19 protein-coding genes are annotated in these 17,668 nt (G+C 43.7%); 13 read left to right on the forward strand and 6 right to left on the reverse strand.

Annotated features, from left to right (window positions below):
* Positions 1 to 6: 6 nt before the first annotated feature.
* The 6 genes from B1L02_RS19555 to B1L02_RS19570 all read left to right on the forward strand — a co-directional run bounded on the left by B1L02_RS19555 (position 7) and on the right by B1L02_RS19570 (position 3,521).
* Positions 7 to 663, forward strand: a complete 657-nt coding sequence (locus B1L02_RS19555) for a potassium channel family protein (protein WP_017216668.1) — start codon at positions 7 to 9, stop codon at positions 661 to 663.
* A 127-nt stretch (positions 664 to 790) separates the two neighbouring features.
* The gene (locus B1L02_RS24960) at positions 791 to 1,096 is read left to right on the forward strand and encodes a potassium transporter TrkG (protein WP_250644914.1); all 306 of its coding nucleotides are present in this window, start codon (positions 791 to 793) and stop codon (positions 1,094 to 1,096) included.
* Positions 1,009 to 1,617, forward strand: coding sequence for a potassium transporter TrkG (locus B1L02_RS24965; protein ID WP_250644915.1), 609 nt, complete (start codon positions 1,009 to 1,011; stop codon positions 1,615 to 1,617). The genes B1L02_RS24960 and B1L02_RS24965 overlap by 88 nt, the downstream gene beginning before the upstream one ends.
* On the forward strand, positions 1,614 to 2,030 hold the full coding sequence (locus B1L02_RS24970) for a potassium transporter TrkG (protein WP_250644916.1): 417 nt from the start codon (positions 1,614 to 1,616) through the stop codon (positions 2,028 to 2,030). The genes B1L02_RS24965 and B1L02_RS24970 overlap by 4 nt, the downstream gene beginning before the upstream one ends.
* Before the next feature lie 22 nt (positions 2,031 to 2,052).
* Complete coding sequence (locus B1L02_RS19565) at positions 2,053 to 3,081, forward strand: S66 family peptidase (protein ID WP_088532464.1); 1,029 nt, start codon at positions 2,053 to 2,055, stop codon at positions 3,079 to 3,081.
* Entirely contained in the window at positions 3,078 to 3,521 is a 444-nt protein-coding gene (locus B1L02_RS19570; RefSeq protein ID WP_088532465.1) for a GNAT family N-acetyltransferase, read from the forward strand. Before B1L02_RS19565 ends, B1L02_RS19570 begins: the two co-directional genes overlap by 4 nt.
* 9 nt (positions 3,522 to 3,530) lie before the next feature.
* Here B1L02_RS19570 and B1L02_RS19575 read toward each other — a convergent pair whose 3' ends face one another.
* Together B1L02_RS19575 and B1L02_RS19580 are read right to left on the reverse strand one after the other, a co-directional pair.
* Complete coding sequence (locus tag B1L02_RS19575; RefSeq protein ID WP_088532466.1) at positions 3,531 to 4,472, reverse strand: bile acid:sodium symporter family protein; 942 nt, start codon at positions 4,470 to 4,472, stop codon at positions 3,531 to 3,533.
* A complete protein-coding gene (locus tag B1L02_RS19580) occupies positions 4,469 to 5,320 on the reverse strand; it encodes a DMT family transporter (RefSeq protein ID WP_088532467.1) in 852 nt (283 codons plus the stop codon). Before B1L02_RS19580 ends, B1L02_RS19575 begins: the two co-directional genes overlap by 4 nt.
* A 412-nt stretch (positions 5,321 to 5,732) precedes the next feature.
* Here B1L02_RS19580 and B1L02_RS19585 point away from each other — a divergent pair, with 412 nt between their 5' ends.
* Together B1L02_RS19585 and B1L02_RS19590 are read left to right on the forward strand one after the other, a co-directional pair.
* Positions 5,733 to 6,101 (forward strand): hypothetical protein, encoded by a 369-nt coding sequence (locus tag B1L02_RS19585; protein WP_088532468.1) that lies wholly within the window; start codon positions 5,733 to 5,735, stop codon positions 6,099 to 6,101.
* Between the two features lie 37 nt (positions 6,102 to 6,138).
* Entirely contained in the window at positions 6,139 to 6,510 is a 372-nt protein-coding gene (locus B1L02_RS19590) for a hypothetical protein (RefSeq protein ID WP_088532469.1), read from the forward strand.
* A 51-nt stretch (positions 6,511 to 6,561) separates the two neighbouring features.
* Here B1L02_RS19590 and B1L02_RS19595 read toward each other — a convergent pair whose 3' ends face one another.
* From B1L02_RS19595 to B1L02_RS19605, 3 genes are all read right to left on the reverse strand, one after another.
* Positions 6,562 to 7,533 carry a carbohydrate kinase family protein gene (locus B1L02_RS19595; protein ID WP_088532470.1) on the reverse strand — a complete coding sequence of 324 codons (972 nt, stop codon included), beginning with the start codon at positions 7,531 to 7,533 and terminating at the stop codon, positions 6,562 to 6,564.
* A gap of 15 nt (positions 7,534 to 7,548) precedes the next feature.
* The gene (locus B1L02_RS19600) at positions 7,549 to 9,939 is read right to left on the reverse strand and encodes a TonB-dependent receptor domain-containing protein (RefSeq protein ID WP_088532471.1); all 2,391 of its coding nucleotides are present in this window, start codon (positions 9,937 to 9,939) and stop codon (positions 7,549 to 7,551) included.
* A gap of 183 nt (positions 9,940 to 10,122) precedes the next feature.
* On the reverse strand, positions 10,123 to 11,349 hold the full coding sequence (locus B1L02_RS19605; RefSeq protein WP_088532472.1) for an MFS transporter: 1,227 nt from the start codon (positions 11,347 to 11,349) through the stop codon (positions 10,123 to 10,125).
* Between the two features lie 186 nt (positions 11,350 to 11,535).
* On the opposite strand from B1L02_RS19605, the gene gtfA reads away from it, so the two are divergent.
* The 4 genes from gtfA (at position 11,536) to arsJ (ending at position 16,208) form a co-directional block, all read left to right on the forward strand.
* Positions 11,536 to 13,005: a sucrose phosphorylase gene (gene gtfA / locus B1L02_RS19610; protein ID WP_088532473.1), complete on the forward strand. Its 1,470-nt coding sequence runs from the start codon at positions 11,536 to 11,538 to the stop codon at positions 13,003 to 13,005.
* A 200-nt stretch (positions 13,006 to 13,205) separates the two neighbouring features.
* On the forward strand, positions 13,206 to 13,964 hold the full coding sequence (locus B1L02_RS19615) for a metalloregulator ArsR/SmtB family transcription factor (RefSeq protein WP_088532474.1): 759 nt from the start codon (positions 13,206 to 13,208) through the stop codon (positions 13,962 to 13,964).
* Positions 13,965 to 13,985: 21 nt separating this feature from the next.
* Positions 13,986 to 14,996, forward strand: coding sequence for an ArsJ-associated glyceraldehyde-3-phosphate dehydrogenase (locus B1L02_RS19620; RefSeq protein WP_088532475.1), 1,011 nt, complete (start codon positions 13,986 to 13,988; stop codon positions 14,994 to 14,996).
* A gap of 6 nt (positions 14,997 to 15,002) precedes the next feature.
* Positions 15,003 to 16,208, forward strand: coding sequence for an organoarsenical effux MFS transporter ArsJ (gene arsJ / locus B1L02_RS19625; RefSeq protein WP_088532476.1), 1,206 nt, complete (start codon positions 15,003 to 15,005; stop codon positions 16,206 to 16,208).
* Positions 16,209 to 16,221: 13 nt separating this feature from the next.
* On the opposite strand, the gene B1L02_RS19630 is transcribed toward arsJ, so the two are convergent.
* Complete coding sequence (locus tag B1L02_RS19630) at positions 16,222 to 17,253, reverse strand: LacI family DNA-binding transcriptional regulator (protein ID WP_088532477.1); 1,032 nt, start codon at positions 17,251 to 17,253, stop codon at positions 16,222 to 16,224.
* A 170-nt stretch (positions 17,254 to 17,423) separates the two neighbouring features.
* On the opposite strand from B1L02_RS19630, the gene B1L02_RS19635 reads away from it, so the two are divergent.
* Positions 17,424 to 17,651, forward strand: coding sequence for a FeoA family protein (locus B1L02_RS19635; protein WP_010605304.1), 228 nt, complete (start codon positions 17,424 to 17,426; stop codon positions 17,649 to 17,651).
* The last annotated feature ends 17 nt before the right edge of the window (positions 17,652 to 17,668 follow it).

The raw sequence follows: 17,668 nt of genomic DNA on the forward strand, positions 1-17,668 counted from the left end.
GTTGTTATGGCACAATTTGTAGTAATTGGTTTAGGTCGATTTGGTTTTGCGGCTTGTTTGGAATTAAAGCGGCTTGGAAACAAAGTGATAGGAGTAGATAGTCGCGAACGTGTGGTGAACCAAGTTGTTGAGCATATTGATTATGCCACCTCTTTGGATGCGACCGATGAAACGGCATTACGCCAACTAGATATTACGAGAAGCAAAGCAGTGCTGGTCGCCATTGGTGAAAACCTAGAAGCGAGCATTTTATGTGTACTTTCGCTAAAGAACTTAGGCGTTGAGCAAATTTGGGTTAAGGCCAGCTCAGAAGCGCATCATACAATTTTATCCCGCTTGGGCGTAACACGTGTGATCCACCCTGAAGAAGAAATGGGGATCAAGGTTGCACAAACACTGAATTACCCTATGGTCAATCAATATATGCAGTTGGGGCACGGCTTTTACATGGTGGAAGTCATCGTGAATAAATTAAGCTGCGGGCAATCTTTGGCAACGCTATTAAAGCGTGCAAAGGGCGAAATCAAGGCTGTGTTAGTGCAGCGCGGCAAAGCGTGTTATAGCAATCCGGCCGAGTCATTTCTGATCAACGAAGATGATAAAGTGATCCTCAACGGTCAGTTAAAAGCGTTAAATTCTATTGCGCAAAAACTGGGGGCGTAATGAAAACATGGAGTCCCCATTATTACCCCTATCCAAGTAGCAAGCCCAAAGCCCACAAAAAGCCGCTGAGGTTAAGCCCCCAGCAGTTCTGTTTATTGGATTTTGTGGGCTGATAGCTTTAGGTACTATGTTGCTATTGCTACCGGTAGCACACACTCAAGACATCAAAGTGATGCAAGCGTTATTTACAGCAACTTCCGCGGTTACGGTGACAGGACTTGCCGTATTGAGTACGCCAAATGATTTTACAACCTTTGGCCATCTCGTTATTGCCAGTCTTATTCAAATCGGTGGACTGGGGTTTATGACCATTACGGTTGTTGTGCTGCGGGGATGGGGCAGCAAATGGACATTAGTAAACAACTTATCGCAAAAGAAAGCTTTGGCATTGCTCGGTTTGATCAGTTGGTTGATACAGCCAAATGCGTGTTAGTTTATGCGCTGATCATCGAATCAATTGGGTTTACCATTTTGCTTGCTCATTGGTATCAAACGCTACCGCTTGGTGATGCGATAATGCAAAGCTTCTTCTACACTATTTCGGCCTTTAACAATGCGGGATTTGCATTGCATGATGACAGCCTAACCAGTTTTCGTGGTGATTGGGTCGTTAATCTTGTGATATCAGGGTTATTTGTGATTGGCGGACTTGGATTTGTGGTGTTGATGGATATAGTGAAAAGACGCCGTTGGAGCCGGTTTGGATCTGCCACTAAGTTAGTGTTGATAGCAACCGCGGTGTTAAATGTGCTGGCATTTAGCTTATTTTGGCTTTTTGAAGCACATAACCCAGAGACCCTTGGAACCTTGCCGTTGTCCGAGCAAGTTATCACTGCCTGGATGCAAGCGGTGACGCCACGGACAGCGGGCTTTAACAGTATCGACTTTGCGCTGGTGAATGACGAAAGTACCGTGCTGACCATTTGGTTAATGATAATAGGGGCGGCTCTATGAGTACCGCCAGTGGTCTTAAAATAACCACAGTGGTGGTGCTATTAATGGCAACTTACGCTTATCTGAGATGCAGAGATCAAGTCGCTATCGGACACAGACAGATCTCGCCTGAAACGGTATTTAAGGCGCTTAGTCTCACCGTGGTGTACTTTTTTACCGTGATGCTCGCAACCCTTATTTTGACGATCACCGAGCAGGCAAATTTAACGGATATCACGTTTGAGGCGGTGTCGGCATTAGGCACGGTTGGCTTGTCTCGAGGGATCACCGGCTCATTGTCTGAACCCGGTGAAGCGGTAATCATCTTTTTAATGCTGATTGGACGCTTGGGGCCGTTAACCTTTCTATACTTGATAGCTCGCCCGAAACGGGAGAATTTAAAGTATGCAAAAGCGGAAATTCAGGTAGGATAAGCAAAAAATAACGGAAATCACGATGAAGTATCCCAAATCGTTGAAAGCGGGTAGTAAAATTGCGATCACGGCATTCTCAGCGGGCGTACCTGCTGCTATGCACGCGAGATTAGACAACGCTTTGAATTACTTAGCGCAACAAGGTTTTGAACTCGTGGTTGGTAAATGCCTGCGAGCTAATCACAACTACGTTAGCGCGGATGTCAAAACCCGTGCTAATGAGCTTATGGGATACTTACTCGATGACACAATAGACGCGATTATGCCGCCATGGGGCGGTGCAATTGCAATGGATTTACTGAGCAAACTTGATTGGGAGCAGTTAGCACAAGTACAGCCAAAGTGGATCATCGGTTTCTCTGACGTCAGCACTTTGCTGAGCGCAGTGACTTGCAAACTAGGCTGGGCAAGCGTGCATGCGACTAACCTTATGCAATTAAATGCCCATCAACAAGACGCGTTAACGGTTGGACTTTTTGACCATTTGAGGCGCGCACCTAATGATTCCTTTACGCAATTTCCCTCGACACATTTTGAAGCTGAGCCACTCAACTTTGTTGATTTTCCCGATGCTGGATTTAACTTATCCACCAGGACTCAATGGCGTATTTTGGCTAATGGCAACGACCGTCAGCAGTTTGCTGGTCGATTATTGGGCGGCTGTTTGGATATTCACATGTTATTGGCTGGTACGGAATATTTTGATCTGGACGCTTTTTCACAGGCGCACCCTGATGAGTCGATTATCTTATATTTTGAAAATGGCGAAATGCCGCCAGCGGCATACTATCGTGCGCTGCAAAGTATTAAATTACGAGGTTGGTTTTCGAAAGTCGCTGGAGTTTTGATTGGTCGAAATCCAGAGCCGCTGGCAAAAGATAGCGACTGGACGCATGTAGATGCATTGCAAAACGTCTTTACTGGTTGCGATTTCCCTGTGCTATACGATGTGGATATAGGCCATCAAGCGCCGAATTTGACGCTGATTAACGGCGCATATGCCGAAGTGACTGTTGGCGATACCTTTTCAATTACACAGACATTAATATGAATCTAGAATATAAAGTCGGCTCGATTGATGACCTCCTAGCGATAGAAAACCAAATTCCTGAATTTGCCACACCAAGAAAGGGCGAGGAAGTCGTAGACAAACTGCGAGATAAACAGCACTTGTTGCTGGTGGCGTATGCTCAAGGCAAGCCCGTAGGGTATAAGCTAGGTCACGAACTACCAAATGACGAGTTTTATAGCTGGTTAGGTGCGGTAGTGCCAGAATATCGCGGTAAGGGTATTGCCAAGCAGCTGTTATTGATGCAAGAAACGTGGTGCCAAACGCAAGGCTATAGCGCTATCAGAGTAAAGTCGAGAAATCTATTTAAAAACATGCTATTGATGCTAATAAGCCGCGATTACCAGATTGTAAAATGTGAACAAATCAACGGCTCATCGGATTGCAAAATTCACTTTTATAAGCAATTACCAAAAGCCTAACATTTGATGTTAGGCTTTATTGTTATCAGATGAGCTGGTGGCGCTTCGTCGCCATATTCCTGCTAATATCGAGCCACTGACATTATGCCAAATAGAAAATAGGGTACCTGCTACGGCCGCCGCAGGAGTAAAAAACTTCATGGCAAGCGCAACAGCAAGCCCCGAGTTTTGCATGCCCACCTCAAAGGCCATGGTGCGACATACTTTTTCGTCAAAACCGAGCTGTTTTGGAATGAAATAGCCTAAAAGTAGCCCTGCGGTATTGTGCAGGATCACTGCAACCAGCATAACGAGCCCGATGCTTTCAAGTTTAGGTTGATTAAGAGCAACGATCACCGCAATGATAAAAACGATTGAAAGCATTGAAAGTAAAGGTAGTATCGGAGTTGTTTTGATAACAGAATGCGCCAGTGGTTTGGCAAGCAAGGTATTGAAAGCAACGCCCACAGCCACAGGAAGTAGCACAATCTTTAGCAGGCTGATCAACATATCAGAAAACTGAATATCAACCACCTGGCCTATCATCAATGTGGTTAGTAGTGGCGTTAAGAACACGCCGAGTAAAGTACTAATCGCGGTCATAGAAATCGATAACGCGACATCTCCTTTGGCGAGATAACACAAAACGTTACTTGCCGTGCCGCCAGCAACCGTGCCCACTAAAATCATACCAATTAATAGGTCGGTTTCTAAGCTCATTGTGGTTGCAATCAAGTAAGCAACACTCGGCATCACAGTAAATTGAAGCAGCACGCTAATGCAAATGGCTTTTTTGTTGTCGAGCACGCGTAAAAAATCTTTTGTAGTCAGGGTTAAACCCATTGTCAGCATGATCAACATTAATAACGGAATAATACTGCCTTTAAACGCGCTAAATAGACTTGGAATGGTATAGGCAACAGCGGAGCACAACATGGCCCAAAATGGAAAAAGTTGTACTATTTTACTCATTTTTCGCCCTTAGTTCCGAGTTTGCTGTACAGAAGAGCCGCAAAAATAATGGTACTGCCAATCCCAAGACGAACGAGGTCAGCATCGCGGTTCCAAATCAGCAAATTGACAATGATCCCTGCCGGGATCAGTACATTATTCATTACCGCGAGTTCACCTACCGAGACGCGGGTCAGTCCTAAGTTCCAGACATAATATCCGACGCCTGAAGCAATTAAGCCTAAATAAATCAGTATTCCCCATTGTAGATTAGTACTTGGGAGCTGCTGGGGATTGCCGAATAACATAAACCCAATGGCGAGCACTAGGGAGGCGCCAATAAAGAAAAAGCCGAAGTTTTGGTGGTGTACCAGCTGGTAATGGTTACTTAAACGTTTGTAACTTACTTGGCCTATCGCAAAGCAAAGGTTTGCGCCTTGCACTAGTAGCAAACCAAAAAGGTAGTCGCTAGTAAGCTCAGTAAATCTAATGGTGATTGCGCCAGCAATAGCTATGAGCGCAGACAGCAAGAAGGTGGCATTGAACGAGCGGTTTAGTAAGTCATTAAGTGCAGTAATATAGATGGGTGTCATCACAGTGAATAGCAACACTTCAGGTACGTTTAGGTATAAAAAAGAATGATAGTAAAAGCCATACATTAGACCGATCTGCACGGCACCGATTGCCATCAGCTTGATTATCAATTCTTTATTCACCGAACTCAATTTCAAAAATGGCATAAACACAATTGCCGCAAGCAAAGTTCGGGATAAAGCGCTAAACCAAGCATCAACCTGACCTGCCAAATAGACACCAATCAAAGAGAACGAGAAGGCCCAAAGTAAGGTAACAATCCAAAGTAATTGCATAGACAATTCGTTGTAGTTTTTAATTTCGCGATTGTATCACGAGCATCGCAGAAATAGACCGTTCGAAAAAAGCGATGATAACAATCTTTATAATATGATTTTAATTTATGATTATTCGCATAGAATAGCTCGTGTAATTCACACTTACATCCCTTCATTGTTTTACCCATGATGTGTTTGGCCGCCGCTGCGGCCTTTTTTTATTCAGCCGATTATTTCGTTAATTTCTACAGCTTGTCTCAATCGCTTAAATTACTTCCCATGAACTTAGTCAATTTAATGCATTCCAAATTGTTTGTGAATTTTATGTTTTTCATTAGTAAAAACAATTGAATTTTTTATGTTTTTTGTGTAGTTTGTTTTTTAACCAAGGTTTCTTGGTTGTAAACATAATAAATATAAGGAGAGTAAGATGAAACAAAAGGTAACTAAGATACTTGCGGCTATTGCATTAGTAGGCACCTGTAGCGCTGGCGCGACGGAGCTGAATTGCGACCTACAAGTGAAAAGAGGTGGTAACGTCATCGGTAACGGACAAACCTGCTTTGGTGTGGATTTCTCATTTGGTAATTCAACAACAGGTAAATTCTACTTAACGAATATCAGCAAACCAATTAACAAAGTGATTTGGAATGGTGATGCTAACTGCTCTGGTGGTGTTGAATGTGGGCTGACGGTTTATGCGTATCAGACACACACGGCAACGGCGACTATCTTATACAAAGATGGCACATACGAAGAAACGAATGTATCACGTATTTCGTATGAAACTGGCCACTAAATATTACTTAACTCATTCTTAATTAAAGGAAATAATAATGAAATCAACATTAATTGCTTCAGTATTGGTTGTACTAGGTGGTCTGTCTTTTAGTTCGCAAGCGGCAGATTTAAAGTGCTCTTTGAACGTGAAATCAGGCGGTAATGTGTGGGGTAACAACACCAGTTATTGTTCAGGAATTGATTTTTCTTTTGGAAACTCAACTTCTGGTAAGTTTTATATCGCCAATGCCACTAAAGCGATTAGTAAAGTAATTTGGAATGGTGATGCTAACTGCAGCGGCGGTACGACGTGTAACATGACCATTCGTGCTTATCGTCAGTACAATGCTACCGCAACCATTCTATACACTGACGGTACATACGAGACGACAAACACCGCTCATATTGACTATGAAACAGGGTTTTAAGCCTCGGTTATGATAATAAAACAGCGGGAATGCCTTTTCCCGCTTTAGGTATTAACCCAACAAAGCCTCAGGGTCGAAGGAAGAAAATCGGTCAGACACACCTGCAAGCGTTGGCATAAAGGGCATAACTCCTTTGTACTCACAGGTAAACGCACCGCATTTCACGGCAAAGCTCAGTGCCTTTTTTAGGGTTGAGAAGTTTTGCACTAACGTATCTTTTGAGATCCCATGTTGACTGAGTTGAAATAGAAACCCTGCCATTAAGCTATCCCCAGCACCTGTTGTATCAACTGCATCAATAGTGGGTGAAGCGACGGAATAAAAGTCTTTAGTTGTTAATACGCTGCAAGGGTTTGGTCCATCGCTTGAGATCACAGCTTGTACGCCGACACTAAGTAACCAATCTAAATAGCTTGCCTCTCTCATGTCCTTTTCTTCAGCGAGATATTTCAACTCTTCTCTACTCACTTTCAATATGTCGACATAGGGGTAACAGGCTTCTACACGCTCGGATAGGCAAGACAAGTCATGCCATAGATTCAACCGTAGGTTGACATCGAATGAAATCAATTGATTATGGGCCGCAGCGGACTTTAGTAATGTCACGGTGGTACTTGCAACTTCAGCATCGGTAAGTGTGTTTGAGCAGAAATGAAATATTCCGTGCTCGGGCCATTGCAAATGAATAAAGTCTTTTGGGCGGATTGCGATATCTGCGGTATTGTCACGATAAAACGAAAAACTTCGTTCACCTTGAGCGTCTAGGTGGACGATGGCTAAAGCCGTTTGGGTTCCACTTATAGTGATGCAATATTCAGTCCCTACATCATATACCGCCAAGGTTGATTTTAATTGCAGCGAAAATGGGTCTTCAGCAAAGCCTCCCACAAATCTAGTACTACCGCCAAGTTTAGCAAAGCCTACAGCAACATTCGCAGGAGCTCCGCCTGCAATAGGCTTAAGGCTTCCGTCTCCCGTAGGTAACAAATCGATAAGCATCTCGCCAAAACACGTTAATTGCATAACTACTACCTCTGATCAGAAACGGTATTTTAAAGTGATGGAAGTGGTTCTGCCGTTAATACTGCGGGCGCGAATAATATTGTTTGTTGGCATAACACCTTCCTCGGCTTCTGTTAGCCCAGTGGTATCAAAAAGGTTGTTAACGTTTAACGCAATATTGAAGCGCTCAGTAAGATCATAACTTGCGAAGGCGTTGAGTTGCGTGTAACCGTCAAATTTCAATTCGTTGTTGTCTTGTGCGTACGCATCAGTGGTGCCGATTAAGCTTAAACCGATAGCGCCTTGTTCAAAGTTATATTTACCCAATAAGGAATACACAAAGTCAGCTTGACGTCTTGGCGTGTTGCCCTCGACTTCAGGAGTGAGTGCATCTTTTGCGATTTCAGCATCAGTCCAAGTCAAGCTTCCTCGTAAGTCAAAGGAACCAATAAAATAGACACCTTCAAGCTCAACACCTTGTGCTTCATATTGTCTATCAAAGAACTTTTGGCTGGTCGCTTCAAAGTTTTGCTCTTCTGTTTCGGCGTAAAATAAAGTTGCAAAAAGACGACCTTGTTCAAACTTCTGTTTGATCCCAAATTCATATTGCGTCACTTCATCTACAGCATCTTCATCGGCAACGCTGCCATCAACATTAATTTTACCGAACAACAACCTATCTGCATTTGCACGACCGCCCTCACTGAACCTGCCGAAAATGGCTCTGTCCGAAGTCATTTGATAATTAGCGCCGACAGAGTAACTCGTGTAGCTCCAATCGTAATTAACCATATTGGGATTAGCGAGATCGATGGCCGCAACTTGTTCTTCTGGCTTTGAGATAGTGCCGTCGCGGTTGATATCCACTCGAGAAGTAACCGCGCCAGCAAATGTGCCCGTAGCCTTACCTGAATCATGACGCACACTCGCATCAACAGATATATCGCCAAGTTTTGTCGAAAAGGCGATATATGGGGCACGGGTATCGTATTCGGTGTCGTAGTTGCGCTGGCAACAATTTCCCCAATAGGGCGTACCGTATGCATATAATCCGCTTTCAGAGTATGCCGTGCCATCTGCTGCGGCGACGTCCACAAGCGCTGCATTATCTCCTTTTACTTCGAGCAAGTATGAATTCCATAACCAAGACATGTTGATATTTTGAGACGACATGAAGTAGCCGAGAGTGAGTGACGTGTCAGTACCGAATGACTTGGTGAGCTTTAGATCATTCATGATGTTGTCAAAATCATTCATTTCCACTTCAAAGGTATGAACGCGCATAAGAAGTGCTTGATCGAACGCTTGATTTGCTTTTGGTCCGTTGGCGAAGGAAAGAGTTGCACCTGTACCCGCTATGCTCTCGGCAATTGCTTGGCTATTTGCAACCTCGGCAGGGAAAGGTGACATAAATGTACCTGAGATACTCGCCTTTCGGAATCGGTTTTCGATTTGCCAGTCATTACCTAAGTCAAAATTCGCTTCAAAACCGATACTATCAACAACTGGGTGCATCCCGTCTCGCATATCCCCTTGACGAATTTGATTGTTACCATCTAACCCTTGCGTTTTGGTGAAATAGACAGAGTGGGGCGTGTCTGACAGTACATCAAAACCGCTTATGGAGTCGCCATTAGAGTACATTGGCATAGGGAGGTAGCCCGCTGTTTTATCATCAAGGTGTTTTACATATAAACGAACGTAGCCATTTTCGAATTCCTTGGTGATATTGGCTTTGATTTGGCCGCCTTTATTTGCGGTGTAGCCAGTGTCACGCGGGCCTTCACCTTGGCGTACAAAGCCACCAATATGAAACTTTATGTCGTCACTTAAATAACTGCCATACTCAAAATCGGTTCTAAATTCGTCATAATCTAAACCAAATGTGGTGGCAACGCTGCCTGATTCATTTTCACCCGTTTTTGAAATCAAGTTGATAATACCACCCGGAGCGTCGCTGGCGGCAGTAGAAGCCGAGCCACCACGAATGGACTCTATTGATTCCACGGTATTATCAAGGCGCATAAAAATATCTGCGTTACCAAAAGCGATGTCACCAAACTGTAAAATTGGCAAGCCATCTTCTTGTAGCTGCAAAAACTTAGCGCCACCAGATGCGACAGGAAGGCCACGTACAGCGATATTGGCATTACCCTCTCCACCCGTTGATTCGGACCTTACTCCTGGGATTAGTTTGAATGCTTCAGCGGAAGTTCTGGGCGTTGCAACAGAGATTTGCTCCAATCCTATGCTGCTAACAGAAACACTCGATTCCATAATTGTGGTGCGTTTTGGTACACCCGTTACGACTATTTTCTCAAAGCCATCGGCAGGCTTAGTTTGTGTTTTGTCTTCAGCGGCCGCAGAGTGAGAGATTGCAAGCGTGAGTGCGCTGAGTGTAAATAGGGTGGTTTTGATTGTTGTCATCATTTGCCTCTTGTCGTCGTTGTCAAACTCGTACGGTCTATTAAAAATAAACTTAATCGATTAAGTTTATTTTTAGCACAATTGAGGTTGGTTGCAATTAAAAATTAATCAATAATTCAAACAAAATTTTAACTCTTTGGTTTTTATGAATTTTAATCAGCAAAAAATTTGCGGTTGGCAGTGTTACACTCGCTGCAACTTAGCGTTTTTGCTCAGTGGCAAGCGGGCTGGATCCTTTACCCAGTTGTACAACATGGCCACAAAGAGTAAAAACGCAAACCCAGTCGCGAGTACAAAACCATAGCTAACATGGCCAAAGTAATCGCTCACCATTCCCATCAGAAGTGGTGCTACGGCTGCTGAGAGCGCGGTGAAGAACAGCATCACACCAGCGACGGAACCGTGCTGAGCCTTGTCAAAACACGAGATACCTTTGGAATTTAAGGTTGGGTAAATCATCGACATAAATAAACCACTCAGAGGGAGCGTAAATATGGCGGCAGTAACACCATAAAGGTAAGTCAAAAAATAGCATACAAATATAGCGAAGCTCAGCGCTAGCATTACGCTCTGCCAACGATACTTAGCGAGTAGCCATACAGCCATAAAGCGACCGATTGCACGTAAAATAAAAAAGATGGTTAGCGCATAAGTTGCAAGCCAAGTTAAATTACCTTGGTAATCCTGCAATAAAGTGGGCATCCAGACATAAATCGCGACCTCAGTTGCAACGTAGAGTGCAATGGCAAGGGAAAAGCCAAGTGCATACTTGTTCTTGAGCATTGCTGCGGTGTGAGATAGACCCGCATTGTTTTGTGCACTTGCAGCGTTGAACTTGGGAAATTCAGTGTTTAAAGTCACGACACCAAGTAATAAACACAGCCCGCCAGCTAGCACATAAAGATAGGTCCAACTTACCCCTTGCACCAACAGATAGCTGACAATTGCAGGGCCGATAATTGCGCCAATGGCAAAAAAACCTTCGACTTTATTCATGGTTTGAGTATGTTCCTGTGCGCCGTCAGAAATATCGCCAAGGAGGGCGAGAGCCCCAGTTTTAAATAGACCAATGGCTAACCCAACGACACATAAAAGCACTAAAAACATGGTGAAGGTTTCACCCAATGCAAACAAGAAACATGCTGACGAAAATAGCATTAGGCCAATTAACACGGTGAGTTTACGACCTATCTTATCTGCCAAAAACCCTAAACATAAACCACTAAAGGCAATTAAGATCATTGGGGCATAGTGAAAGGCGCTTGCTTGGGTCATGCTAAGTTGGTATTCGCTGATCAGTGTTGGAATGATCACGCCTACGGCGTCTGATGTCATCGCAAACATCAAAAACATCATATAAGTTAACCAGCGCAACGTGTTGAGCTGAGTTTGATTCGACTTGCTGCTCATTGTTCACCTCTTGAAGGGCATGATTATGTAGCTGGTCTACTTCTTTGCATTAGACTGAGTGTAATACTAATCTGCATTAAGCGAATTATTTTTAGTAGAACGCCACGATAAAACTTGATTATTGTTTGTTCATGATTAAAGATATATCTTAATCGATTAAGTCTCAACTTTTTTAATGAGTAAATTATGAAAAACCAAGTTCAGTTGATCACGTATGCTGATCGCCTTTCTGGCGGTGGCCTTGCACAATTAAATACGTTGCTAACGGGCCCGTTAGCTGGACTATTTGGTGGTGTCCACATTTTGCCTTTTTACTATCCCATTGATGGCAGTGATGCGGGCTTTGACCCAATTGACCATGCCAAAGTCGACGAGCGATTAGGTGATTGGCAACATATCAAATTGATAGCTGAGCACTGTGAGGTAATGGCGGATCTTATCGTCAATCATGCATCAGGGGAGTCTGCGGAATTTTTAGATGTGTTGGCTCATGGCCGAGAATCACAGTTTTGGTCGATGTTTTTAAAAGAGGAAGATGTCTTTCCAGATGGCATAACGCAAGCGCAAGCAAAAGCAATTTATCGTCCGAGGCCGGGAAGTTGCTTTTCTAAAAAGACGTTAGCGAGTGGCGAAGTTGTAGACTTTTGGACCACTTTTACTGATAACCAAATTGATATTAATGTTGAGTCAGAAGCGGGACGCGCTTATTTAGAGAAAGTCTTAACATTGTTTGCAGACAGTGGAGTGAAAATTATTCGATTAGATGCCGCTGGATATGCAATCAAACGTGCAAACACCAGCTGTTTTATGACTGATGAGGCCTTTTCTTTTATCAATCAATTATCTCAGCGTGCCAATGAACTCGGGATGGAAACCATTGCTGAAATTCACAGTTATTATAAGACCCAAGTAGAAGTTGCCAGCAGAGTCGATCGGGTTTATGACTTTGCACTCCCGCCGCTTATTTTACATAGTTTATTCAATAAAGATTTCTCGGCTTTGGCTAAATGGTTGGACATTGCGCCGCGTAATTGTCTAACCGTGCTGGATACTCATGACGGTATTGGCATTATTGACGCGGGGCCAGAAGGGGATAAACCAGGGTTACTCGATGCAAATCAAATTGATGCTTTGGTTGAGCAGATCCATAGCAACAGTAAAGGCCTAAGTCGCAAAGCAACAGGCGCTGCGGCAAGTAATGTCGACTTGTACCAAGTCAATTGCAGCTATTACGAAGCCTTAGGGAAGCATGACTTTTATTATTTGGTAGCAAGGGCAATTCAGTTTTTCTGTCCCGGAGTACCGCAGGTTTACTATGGTGGTTTGTTGGCGATGGAAAATGACATGACGCTCCTCGAAGAAAGTAACGTTGGACGCGATATTAATCGCCCTTACTTAGACGTAGCTATGGTGGAAGCTGCTCTCGATAAACCAGTTGTAACGGGCCTACAGACACTAATTAAACTGCGTAATAGTTGTTACGCATTTGATGGTGACTTCGCATTAACATGCCAAGGATCAAATCTGGTTATAACTTGGGAGGGCAATAATGCAAAAGCGGAGTTACGAGTTGATCTCACAAGAGATGAAGCGGTGATTACACTTTCTGAAAACGACACAAAGCAGGACTATAATATTCAGTCGCTGCTCTTTTAATCACACCTAGGAGCCAGCTTCTAAGTTGCATAAAGAAAGCTGGCTTTAAATACCTCACCATTGATTAAGTCAATTATTCTTGGTAGCGGCTCGTCATCTTTAATGAGCTGTCATGAACAGATAAATATCATCAAAGTGTAATTGACATCGCCGATTAGCTATATAACAATAAATTTATATAATTAATTTATTATGTACTAATGAAGATACTTTTTCTTTGTTCTGGAAATTCAACGCGGTCAATTTTAGCACAGGCGCTAGCTAACTTTCATGGCGGTTCGGATGTTCATGCCTATAGTGCAGGCACTAAGCCAAGCACCGTGAATACGACTACGCTTTCAATGCTACGCCGTTTAGGGATTAATACGGACAACCTGTACAGTAAACACCTCAATGAGTACAAGGACGAACACTTTGATGTGGTGGTAACCTTATGCTCTGAAGTGCAATCTGAATGCGAAGGTAAACTGCAAGGAGAACATGTCCTTGCGTGGGATATTGCGAGTCCAGCTGAGCGAAGTCGCAATAATGCTTATGAGCAAACCTTGTTCGACATCAATGAACAAGTTATTTCCCTACTACGCGAAGGTAAGCCACAACATACGCTAATTACACCCTTGCAGTTTTATAAATCCCTAGCGGATGAGATCCGCTTAAAAACGCTTGCCATGTTGATGGTGGAAGGTGAGCTATGTGTTTGCGAGCTAATGGTTGCGCTTGAACAAGATAGCCAACCCAAAGTTTCACGGCATTTAGCGCAGCTGAAGAAGGCTGGAATTCTATGTGATCGCAAGCAAAAACAATGGGTGTTTTATTCTATAAACCCAACGCTACCACTATGGATGAAGGCGGTGATAAACGCCACGGTTATGCATCAACCAGATTATATAAAAGCTGAGTTAGTGAGGCTAAATGCGATGGGCGAACGGCCAACACGCATGGCAACTTGCTGTAACTAATAATGAGATTTTGGAGTTCTTATGACGATTAAAGTAGGGATCAATGGTTTTGGTCGAATGGGGCGTTTGGCGCTTCGCGCTAGCTTTGACTGGCCTGAAATCGAGTTTGTACAAATTAACGATCCTGCGGGCAATGCAGAAACCCTGGCACACTTGCTAGAGTTTGATTCTGTCCATGGTAAATGGCATCACAGTGTGTCTTTTCAAGGTGAACAGATCCAAATAGGTGAAACTGTGTTGTCGGTGACTCAAAACAAAGAGATTGCGCAAACCGACTGGTCTCAATGTGACGTAGTGATCGAAGCATCCGGCAAAATGAAAACCAAAGCTTTGCTGCAACAGTATTTAGCTCAAGGCGTTAAGCGTGTTGTTGTTACGGCACCGGTAAAAGAAGAAGGAGTATTGAATATTGTGATGGGAGTGAATGACCATCTATACGACGACATGCCCCACCAAATCGTTACGGCCGCTTCTTGTACCACTAACTGCTTAGCGCCAGTCGTAAAAGTCCTGCAAGAAAACATCGGCATAAAGCACGGCTCAATGACGACCATTCACGACATTACCAATACGCAAACCATTTTGGATGCGCCACATAAGGATTTACGTCGCGCGCGGGCCTGTGGCATGAGTTTAATTCCGACAACAACGGGTTCAGCGACTGCTATTACCCATATCTTTCCAGAATTAAAAGGTAAGCTAAATGGTCACGCTGTTCGTGTTCCGTTGGCGAATGCTTCATTAACAGACTGCGTTTTCGAGGTCGAGCGGCCAACTACAGTGGAAGAGATTAACCACTGGATGGCGCAAGCTGCTGCTACTGAGCTTAACGGAATTTTAGGTTATGAATCAAGACCATTAGTTTCTATTGACTATAAAACGGATCCTCGCTCTAGCATCGTCGATGCGCTATCTACAATGGTAGTTAATGGCACTCAGGTTAAGTTGTATGTGTGGTATGACAACGAGTGGGGCTATGCAAATCGTACAGCCGAATTAGTACGTAAAGTCGGATTGTCGTTAGGCGAATAAGACATTATGCAGGTGCGCAATTTACCTCAGGATATCAAGCAATATCTCATTGTGACTGGTAACTATTGGGCGTTCACCTTGACGGACGGTGCGCTCAGAATGTTGGTGGTGCTGTACTTTCATCAACTGGGTTATAATCCGCTTGAAATCGCCATGCTATTTCTCTTTTATGAAATTTTTGGTGTTGTCACCAATTTAATCGGGGGATGGCTTGGCGCACGCATTGGCTTAAACCGCACTATGAATATCGGGTTAGGCATACAAATAGTGGCATTATTGATGTTAGTAGCACCAACGCACTGGCTCACCGTGCCTTACGTTATGACTGCGCAGGCGCTTTCAGGTATCGCCAAAGATCTCAATAAAATGAGTGCAAAAAGTGCGATAAAGGCCATCGTCAAATCGGGTGAAGAAGGGACCTTGTTTAAGTGGGTAGCAATACTTACCGGCTCTAAAAATGCGCTAAAAGGCGTCGGGTTTTTTCTCGGCGGGCTACTGCTGACCATACTTGGGTTTACCGGCGCGATGTGGTTGATGGCAAGCATGTTGCTATTGGTATGGTTATTTAGCCTTACCAGCTTAAAAAGCGATCTAGGTAAGGCAAAAAACAAACCTAAATTTAGTGATGTATTTTCAAAAAGCCGAGCAATTAATATTCTGTCTGCCGCGCGATTGTTTTTATTTGCCGCGCGGGATGTTTGGTTTGTGGTGGCGCTTCCGGTCTTTTTATCGCAGCAGTTTGGTTGGGATCATTGGTGGGTTGGTGGCTTTATGGCTACTTGGGTTATCGGTTATGGCATCGTGCAATCAACAACACCTAGATTTATTAGTCGTGATAAGTTTGTTTCAACCCCGAGTAAAGTCAGCGGATGGGCGCTGTATTTAGCGGCTATTCCGCTGTTGATTGCTATCTTACTTCAAGCGCAGCTCTTTACAAGCTTAGCCGTAGTAGGTGGACTTTTACTCTTTGGTATTGTGTTTGCTATCAATTCATCCCTTCATAGCTACCTTATTGTAAGTTTGGCTAATAGTGATGGAGTGTCACTTGATGTTGGCTTTTATTATATGGCGAACGCCATCGGACGGTTACTCGGTACTATATTGTCAGGTTGGATCTTTTTGGTGTATGGCTTGGCGGCTTGTTTAGTGGTATCCAGTGTGATGCTGCTGCTGGCGGCGATCATTTCCTACCGATTACCCAGTCGTATCTAATTGATAGGGGCAATTAACAGCTTTGCCCCACTTTTAAGGTATAGCCAAGCATTACTTTATCCTCGCTCTTATCTAAGAAGAGTTTGGCCGCTTCTCGGCCTTTTTCTTCACTATTTTGATGAATAGTTGTGAGACTAGGGCTAAAGCGAAGTGCTTCATCAACGCCATCAAAACCAACGACTTTAAGTTCCTGTGGTATCTTTACGCCAAGTTTTTTGGCTTCTCTTAACAGCGGTAGCGCAATCAAGTCACTCATACACAGTACAGTGTTAGGCCTTGGTGAGAGGTGTAGTAGCTCTTTTGCTGCGATACTCGCGAATCTTTCGCTGCTCTCTGGAATATTCCACACTCTGTCTTCGCCCAGTATTAATCCAAACTCTTCAATGGCTTTGAGATATCCACTATAACGCTGATGCGCAACAGAAGTTTCTATGTCAGTTAAGTTCTGCTCGTAGACACGGCATAGCAAATCCGTGTCTAATAATCTCAAACCAAAAATAGCAACATCACTATTGTTATTCAGTGCTTTACTTGCCACATCAAAGGCAGCTTGTTGGTTGTCGATATTAATGCTGGCATGCGCGGGCAAATCAAAGTCAACCGTCACAACCTGCTTGCTAACATTCGCAAGGTGATCGATTAATTTGGGATTACGCGGGCGACCATAACAAATTAAGCCATCGACAAAATCGACGATGTCACCGACGTTATCTGCGGTGCCTGAGAACAGTAGTAGGTTGATATGCTGAGCTTCTAAAACGCTTGCAACCCCTCGCATAAAGCTACTTGCAACGGGATCTGAGACCATATATTCAACGCTATCGGGCAGTACTAGCGCGACAATGTTAAACGAGCCCTTACGTAGTGATTGGGCTGCTTTGTTAGGTCCAAAGTAACCCAACTCTTTGCAAGCTTTTAGGATTTCTTCACGCTTGGATTTAGAGAGCTGATCTGGTCTGTTAAAAGCATTCGATACGGTTGCATTTGACACGCCTAATTCCGCAGCAATACTTTTGAGCGTCCATTTTTTCTTGTCATTACTCATTGGCAGGACCCCTTAATACAGTCAGGCATTTGGCAATGGTTTAGACCATCTTAACTAGTAAACGCCTCAAATAACAGCCAATAATAGATTATTGTCGCAATCTAGTTTAAAGAAAATAGTCAATAAGGTATGATGTCCCCTACTTTTATTGCAAATTGTTCTCATAATCAATGACATTAGATAAGCTTTCCAAAAATAGCGCAGCGACTATCACTTCTCTTACCCATCCAGATACTGCGTTACTGAGTCGAATAATGGCACTTGGAATTATTCCAGGTGAGCAAATAGAAGTCATTAATGTCGCACCACTTGGATGCCCGATGCAAGTGAAAATTGGCGACACCTTCGTGAGCGTGCGTAAGGCCGACGCACAGTTCGTTGAAATTGAAGTTTTATAGTTATTAAGGGCTCACGT

The sequence above is a fragment of the Pseudoalteromonas piscicida genome (assembly GCF_002208135.1).
Lineage (GTDB): Bacteria > Pseudomonadota > Gammaproteobacteria > Enterobacterales > Alteromonadaceae > Pseudoalteromonas > Pseudoalteromonas piscicida_A.

Coding starts and splice junctions, on each gene's coding strand:
- B1L02_RS24965 (WP_250644915.1), top strand. CDS start 1,009: ATGGACATTAGTAAACAACTTATCGCAAAAGAAAGCTTTGGCATTGCT.
- B1L02_RS19585 (WP_088532468.1), top strand. CDS start 5,733: ATGAAACAAAAGGTAACTAAGATACTTGCGGCTATTGCATTAGTAGGC.
- gtfA (WP_088532473.1), top strand. CDS start 11,536: ATGAAAAACCAAGTTCAGTTGATCACGTATGCTGATCGCCTTTCTGGC.
- arsJ (WP_088532476.1), top strand. CDS start 15,003: ATGCAGGTGCGCAATTTACCTCAGGATATCAAGCAATATCTCATTGTG.
- B1L02_RS19635 (WP_010605304.1), top strand. CDS start 17,424: ATGACATTAGATAAGCTTTCCAAAAATAGCGCAGCGACTATCACTTCT.
- B1L02_RS19595 (WP_088532470.1), bottom strand. CDS start 7,533: ATGCAATTAACGTGTTTTGGCGAGATGCTTATCGATTTGTTACCTACG.
- B1L02_RS19590 (WP_088532469.1), top strand. CDS start 6,139: ATGAAATCAACATTAATTGCTTCAGTATTGGTTGTACTAGGTGGTCTG.
- B1L02_RS19575 (WP_088532466.1), bottom strand. CDS start 4,472: ATGAGTAAAATAGTACAACTTTTTCCATTTTGGGCCATGTTGTGCTCC.
- B1L02_RS19620 (WP_088532475.1), top strand. CDS start 13,986: ATGACGATTAAAGTAGGGATCAATGGTTTTGGTCGAATGGGGCGTTTG.
- B1L02_RS19615 (WP_088532474.1), top strand. CDS start 13,206: ATGAAGATACTTTTTCTTTGTTCTGGAAATTCAACGCGGTCAATTTTA.
- B1L02_RS19630 (WP_088532477.1), bottom strand. CDS start 17,253: ATGAGTAATGACAAGAAAAAATGGACGCTCAAAAGTATTGCTGCGGAA.
- B1L02_RS24970 (WP_250644916.1), top strand. CDS start 1,614: ATGAGTACCGCCAGTGGTCTTAAAATAACCACAGTGGTGGTGCTATTA.
- B1L02_RS19600 (WP_088532471.1), bottom strand. CDS start 9,939: ATGACAACAATCAAAACCACCCTATTTACACTCAGCGCACTCACGCTT.
- B1L02_RS19565 (WP_088532464.1), top strand. CDS start 2,053: ATGAAGTATCCCAAATCGTTGAAAGCGGGTAGTAAAATTGCGATCACG.
- B1L02_RS19580 (WP_088532467.1), bottom strand. CDS start 5,320: ATGCAATTACTTTGGATTGTTACCTTACTTTGGGCCTTCTCGTTCTCT.
- B1L02_RS24960 (WP_250644914.1), top strand. CDS start 791: ATGTTGCTATTGCTACCGGTAGCACACACTCAAGACATCAAAGTGATG.
- B1L02_RS19605 (WP_088532472.1), bottom strand. CDS start 11,349: ATGAGCAGCAAGTCGAATCAAACTCAGCTCAACACGTTGCGCTGGTTA.
- B1L02_RS19570 (WP_088532465.1), top strand. CDS start 3,078: ATGAATCTAGAATATAAAGTCGGCTCGATTGATGACCTCCTAGCGATA.
- B1L02_RS19555 (WP_017216668.1), top strand. CDS start 7: ATGGCACAATTTGTAGTAATTGGTTTAGGTCGATTTGGTTTTGCGGCT.